Annotated in this window: 5 protein-coding genes; all 5 read left to right on the top strand. The window is 73.7% G+C overall.

The annotated features are described in order from the left end of the window. Nucleotides 1–380, top strand: a 380-nt coding sequence (locus G3I19_RS35390; RefSeq protein WP_275402803.1) for an acyl-CoA dehydrogenase, incomplete at its 5' end; no start/stop codon positions are given. After that, nucleotides 374–511, top strand: a complete 138-nt coding sequence (locus G3I19_RS35385) for a hypothetical protein (RefSeq protein WP_164267785.1) — start codon at nucleotides 374–376, stop codon at nucleotides 509–511. The genes G3I19_RS35390 and G3I19_RS35385, both read left to right, overlap by 7 nt. A gap of 140 nt (nucleotides 512–651) precedes the next feature. Continuing rightward, entirely contained in the window at nucleotides 652–933 is a 282-nt protein-coding gene (locus G3I19_RS35380) for an acyl carrier protein (protein ID WP_164267784.1), read from the top strand. Beyond that, nucleotides 930–2,156 (top strand): beta-ketoacyl-[acyl-carrier-protein] synthase family protein, encoded by a 1,227-nt coding sequence (locus G3I19_RS35375; RefSeq protein ID WP_164267783.1) that lies wholly within the window; start codon nucleotides 930–932, stop codon nucleotides 2,154–2,156. The genes G3I19_RS35380 and G3I19_RS35375 overlap by 4 nt, the downstream gene beginning before the upstream one ends. Nucleotides 2,157–2,427: 271 nt before the next feature. Beyond that, the gene (locus G3I19_RS35370; protein WP_164267782.1) at nucleotides 2,428–3,231 is read left to right on the top strand and encodes an IclR family transcriptional regulator; all 804 of its coding nucleotides are present in this window, start codon (nucleotides 2,428–2,430) and stop codon (nucleotides 3,229–3,231) included. Nucleotides 3,232–3,493 lie beyond the last annotated feature (262 nt).

Genomic DNA, 3,493 nt, shown 5'->3' with positions numbered 1-3,493 from the left:
CCGCCACCGCGCACGCCCAGCTCCGGGCCGCCGAGGCTGTCGCGGTGGCGGCGGACGCCCAGCCGCCCGACTCCGCGGCCGGGGAGCTGCTGCACACCCTGGGCCGGCTGTTCGCCCTGGAACGCATCGCGCCCCGGAGCGGCGATCTGCTGAACGGGGGTTTCATGGAAGGCCGGCACATCGCCGCGCTCCCGGCCGAGGTGGACCGGCTGGCCGCCCGGGTCGCGGGGCAGGCGCGGCTGCTGACCGAAGCGTTCGACCTGCCCGGGGAGTGGCTGGCGGACGTGCCGCTCACAGCCCGCGCGGCCGCGGAGTGTCCCTCGGCGTACGACGACCCCGAGGGCCCCTGGCACCGTACGGCCGGGGAGGCGCGGTGGTGAACCGGCTCCTGCTGCGTGCGGTGCTGTTCGGGTACTGGGGCACGGTCCATGTGCTGTCCCGTACCAGCCGCCGGGACCGGCGGCGCGGCCCTGTCCCGGCACGGCGTACGGCGCCGGTTCCCGAGGGGTGAAAAAACCTTCCCTCACCGCGTAACCGGAAGATCGTTCAGCCGTTGGACCGACGTCCATGAGATGCGATTCATCCGTATTCCAGCCGCTTTGTATTCCGTCCGCTTTGAATGTCCGTCCGCTTTGTATGAAGGGGAATGTCATGTCCGAGCTGCACCCGACCCTTGTCGACGTCCTGACCAACACCTTCAAGGTCCCCGCCGTCGAACTCCGTCCCGAGGCCACCATGGACGACCTGGAGATGGACTCACTCGCCGTCGCGGAGCTGGGCGTCATCGTCAAGGAGACCCTGGGTGTCGAGGCCGACGCCGACTCCGCCTACAAGGGGGCCACGCTCGGCCGGATCAGCCAGTTCCTGACCGAGGCCACCGCGGCCACCGTGGACACCGCGGCCACCCAGGCCACTGCGGCCGGCGCCCGATGACGCTCCCTCCTGTCGCCGTCACCGGCCTGGGCATGGTCACCCCGGTGGGCAACGACACGGAAGCCACCTGGCGGGGGGTGTGCACGGGCCGCTCCACCGCCCGTACCGTTCCCGAACTGGACGGCTGCGCCATCGACTTCGCCTGCCAGGTCACCGGAATCGACCTGGCGGACGCCGTCGGCGGCCGGGCCGTCTACCGCATGGGGCGCTACGTCAGGCTCGCGGTGCTCGCCGCCGAGGAGGCCGTCGCCGACGCCGGCCTCTCCCCGGCCGGCTGGGACGGCACCCGGGTCGCGATCGTCATCGGCACCAGCAGCGCGGGCTCGACCGGGCTGTACGAGCAGTCGGTCGCCCTGGAACGCCGTGGCCCCGAGGCGACTTCGCCGCTGGGCACCCTGCTCACCGTCCCCAACATGGCGGCCGCCGAGGTCGCCATCAGGCTGCGGACCACCGGGCCGAGCCTGGCGCCCTGCACGGCCTGCTCGTCCGGTGCCACCGCGCTCTCGGTGGCCCGCGATCTGCTGGTCACCGGGCAGTGCGACATCGCCGTCGCGGGTGCCACCGAGTCGATCGTCGACCGGCTCGCCCTGACCGGGTTCGCACGGTCGGGGGCCGCCGCGCTGCGGGCCGGGGAGGAACCCCCGGACATCAGCCGCCCGTTCGCCGCCGACCGGCGGGGTCTGGTGATGGGGGAGGGCGCCGCCGTCATGGTCCTGGAGCGCGAGGCCGACGCCCTGGCCCGGAACGTCGCCCCGCGTGCCCTGCTGGCCGGGACCGGTGCCACCACCGACGCGTACCACCCGACGAGTCCACGGCCCGACGGGTCGGTCGCCGGGGCGGCCGTGGACGCCGCGCTGCGGGACGCGGGCTGGTGCGCGGCTGACGTCGGCCACGTCAACGCCCACGGCACATCGACCCTGCTCAACGACGCCACCGAGGCCGGGCTGATCGCCCGCGCCTATCCGCACCGGCCCCCGGTGACCGCGCCCAAGGGTGTGCTCGGTCACTGCATGGGTGCGGCCGGCGCCATCGAGGCGGGGCTGACCGTCCTCACCCTCCAGCACGGACTCGTACCCCCGGTCGCCAATCTGACCGCCCCCGCACCGGAGTTCGACATCGACTGTGTCACCAAGCAGCCCCGCCGGGTGCGGGTGTCGCGCGCGGTCAGCCACTCGTTCGGATTCGGTGGGCACAACGCCGTGCTCGCCTTCCAGCGGGCCTGACGGGGGGCGGGGGGCGATCCCTTTCCCGGGGCGCTGCTCTCTGTGGCGCCGCTTCCTGGGGTGGCCCTTTCCGTGGTGGCCCCTTCCGTGGTGGCGGCCCGCAAGGGCGCGGGCCGGCACCACGGCGATCCGGGCGTCCGGCTCGCGTTCCCGGCAGACCCTTGACAGGTGCTGGGCGCACCCGCATCCTTTCGCCAGAAAACGCAACGGCGTTGCGTTTTCCGCAACGGAAGACGGATGACGGACCACGCAGGCTAAGGAGGTCGCTCCCATGACGGAACGCGGCGCCGACCCCACGACCACCCCGCCCGACGCCGGGCCGCAGCCGGCCGGCGTCCTGCAGACGGTGGACCGCGCGCTCCTCGTCCTGCTGACGTTCACCGAACAGCGCCCCGAGTGGGGTGTGAGCGAACTGGCCCGCCACCACGGCTGGGACAAGGCGGTCGTCCAGCGGCTGGTGACGACCCTGACGGCGCGCACTTTCCTGATCTGCGACGGCACCACCCGCCGCTACCGCCCGGGCCCCGCACTCTCCCGGCTCGCCCGGGTCAGCGAACACAGCGGTGTGCTCTCCTCGCTGGCCCGTCCGGTCCTTGCCCGGCTGCTCCGCGAGACCGGTGAAAGCATCGTGCTCAACGTCCCGCACGGCGGCAGCTACCGCTGCGAGGCCGCGGTCGACGGCACCGGGCCCGTCCGCTACACCGCGATCATCGGCGCGGTCATTCCCGGCCACGCCGGAGCCTCCGGGCACACGATCTTCGCGTACCACCCCGAACGCGAGGTCCGGCAGATGTTCGGGCCGACCGGGCTGACCCGCTTCAACGACCGCACCATCACCGACCTCTCCGCCCTGCTCGCCTGTTACGAACGGGTCAGGGCGGACGGCCACTGCGTCAGCCACGGCGAGTACGACGAAGCCGTGACCGCCGTCTCCGCCCCCGTCTTCCAGGGCGACGGAGTCGCCGCCTCCCTCACCGCCATCGGCCCGTCCCACCGGGTGGACCGGGCGACCGACACCCTGGTGGGTCTGGTACGCGCCGGGGCGGCGGAGATCACCGCCGCACTGGGCGGCTGACCGCCGGCAGGACCCCGCGCGGCCCGCCGCCCGCCGCCCCGCCCTCACCATCCGTACCTATCGCCCCAGCGCTCACAGCCGCCCCACCTGACCCGCACTCCGCGCCGCGTCCCGCCCGCGCCCCGGCGTGCCGCGTGCTGCCCTCGCACGCCACGCCACAGGGTCACTACGTCACCAAGCCATCGAGTCACCAAGACCCCAAGAGCCCCCCCGCCCCCACCCCCCCCCACCCCCCCCCCCCGCCCCCCACCCCCCCCCCCCC

Origin of the sequence: Streptomyces sp. SID10853, assembly GCF_010548145.1 — a bacterium.
In the GTDB taxonomy this organism is placed as follows: Bacteria; Actinomycetota; Actinomycetes; order Streptomycetales; family Streptomycetaceae; genus Streptomyces.
The sequence above is the reverse complement of the archived record's forward strand: the minus strand, read 5'-3'. Positions and strand labels throughout refer to the sequence as shown.